The sequence below is a fragment of the Modestobacter lacusdianchii genome, assembly GCF_054177765.1.
Map to the genome: position 1 here is coordinate 1 of NZ_JBJJTJ010000062.1, position 1,328 is coordinate 1,328.

Sequence of the window (1,328 nt, forward strand, 5' to 3'; positions counted from 1 at the left end):
GTGACTGTGAGGCTGGCCGGGTCGGTCCTTCGGTGATGGGCTGATGGCCGGCAGCGGTGGGCGTGACCCTTCATGTGACTGGCTTCGTGCCTTCATCTGGACTTGTCCGTCCGCTGCTGCCGGCACCGGCCCGGCCGGAGACGTTGGCCTGATCAGGAGCTTGACCGCCAGTGGCTGCTGGCGTGTCTCATCACAGTCCTGCCATCTCCGCACCGGACCGGGACCTGCTGCGTCCCACCGGTCAAGGAGAAGAACGCATGACCATGCTGGCAGAACTGGTCGAGGTCGTCATCGGCGTCGACACCCACAAAGACACCCACACCGCAGCAGTGCTCGACACCGGCACCGGTGGCGTGCTGGCCCGGGTGACGGTGCCGGCCGATCCGGACGGCTACGCCGAGCTCGTCGCTGTGGCCGGGCGGTACTCCGCGCTGCGGGCGTGGGCCATGGAGGGCACCGGCGGCTACGGCGCCGGCCTGGCCCGTCACCTCGCCGATGCCGAGGAGCTGGTCATCGAGCTGGATCGGCCCAAGCGCCCAACACGGCGGGCCGGGGCCAAGTCCGACCCGATCGACGCCGAACGAGCCGCCCGCGACGCACTGGCCCGGACCCAGCTGGCTCAGCCGAAGACCGGCGCCGAGCGGGCGTCACTGCAGATGCGGCTGACCGCCCGGCGGGCCGCGGTCGAGGCCGCCACCGCCGCCCAACGTCAGCTGCTGGCGATGGTCACCACCGCCCCAGAAGCCGTTCGGGCCCGGTTCCGCGGCCAGAGCACCCGCGGCGTCATCGGCATCGCCGCCCGGCTGCGCCCCAGCGCCAGCAGCGGTGACATCGAGATCGTCACCGCGCTGACCGTGCTACGCGACCTCGCACGCCGGACCCGCTTCCTCGAGGCCGAAGCACTCGACCACGAGACGGCCATCCGCGCCATCGTGCGTTCCTGGCGACCGGATCTGCTCGACCTGACCGGAGTCGGCCCGATCGTCGCCGCCACCGTCCTCACCGCCTGGTCCCACCCAGGCCGCTGCCGTGACGACGCCGCCTTCGCCATGCTCGCCGGCACCGCTCCCATCCCGGCGTCCTCGGGCAAGACGACGCGTTACCGGCTCAACCGCTCCGGTGACCGACAGCTCAACCGCGCCCTGCACACCGTCGTCCTGACCCGGCTGCAACGAGACGAACGCACCCGCACCTACGCCGACCGCCGCCGAGCCGAGGGCAAGACCGACCGCGAGATCAAACGCTGCCTCAAGCGCTACATCGCCCGCGAGCTCTACCGACGCCTCGAATCACCACCGATCGCGACTTGACGCGTCATAGGAGCGTCC

Annotated in this window: 1 protein-coding gene; it reads left to right on the forward strand. The window is 71.0% G+C overall.

Going from position 1 to position 1,328, the window contains the following annotated elements; genetic code table 11:
- Positions 1–257: 257 nt before the first annotated feature.
- Positions 258–1,310 carry an IS110 family RNA-guided transposase gene (locus ACJTNH_RS20705; protein ID WP_458179154.1) on the forward strand — a complete coding sequence of 351 codons (1,053 nt, stop codon included), beginning with the start codon at positions 258–260 and terminating at the stop codon, positions 1,308–1,310.
- Positions 1,311–1,328 lie beyond the last annotated feature (18 nt).

Coding starts and splice junctions, on each gene's coding strand:
- ACJTNH_RS20705 (WP_458179154.1), top strand. CDS start 258: ATGACCATGCTGGCAGAACTGGTCGAGGTCGTCATCGGCGTCGACACC.